Genomic DNA, 653 nt, shown 5'->3' with positions numbered 1-653 from the left:
CGCAGGAATACGAAATCCGCCGCATTGCGGCCAATGTCGGCGGCCGTGGCCGGCGCGAACGAAACATGCGCCGCGCTCAGCGCAGGCGTGTCGTTCAAGCCGTCGCCAACCATCAGAACCCGGTGTCCCTCTTTCGCCAGGGTTTCGATGCATTCGACCTTGCCGGACGGCAGCAGGCACGGAACGAAGTCATCGATACCCAGCATTTTCGAGATTTCGCGGCAGGCGGCCGCGCTATCGCCCGACAGCATCTGAACCGACATCCCGGCATCGTTCAATCGCTCGATCGCCGCCTTGGCGTCGGCACGCAACGCATCCTCGAAATTGAAGGTCGCGACAACGATCCCGTCTTTCGTCAGGACCGTCCCGCCATAGCCATGTTTGCCTTCGCCGCCTGTGCGGGCCTTCCATCCAGCCCATCCGCGTCTGCCCAGCCGCCAGATACTTCCGACGTCAGTTGCTTCGATACCGAACCCCGGATGCTCGGTGACGGCATCGAATTTGTGCTGCCCGCCGCCAGCGGCAAGACCGGCTATGGCCTTTGAAAAGGGATGACGCGAATGCGCGGCCATGTCGGCCGCAATCGTCAGCATGGCCGGATCGATCGAGGCCGCATTGACGAGACGGGGCTGGCCGAGCGTGAGCGTGCCGGT

1 protein-coding gene is annotated in these 653 nt (G+C 63.4%); it reads right to left on the bottom strand.

Translation table 11 applies throughout. The features are described from left to right. The coding region (locus NKI58_RS35470; protein ID WP_352854546.1) for an HAD-IC family P-type ATPase at window positions 1–653 on the bottom strand (653 nt) is incomplete at both ends.

Origin of the sequence: Mesorhizobium sp. M0522 (assembly GCF_040321085.1) — a bacterium.
Taxonomy (GTDB): domain Bacteria; phylum Pseudomonadota; class Alphaproteobacteria; order Rhizobiales; family Rhizobiaceae; genus Mesorhizobium.
Note: the sequence above shows the minus strand (reverse complement) of the source record. Positions and strands in the feature narration are given on the sequence as shown.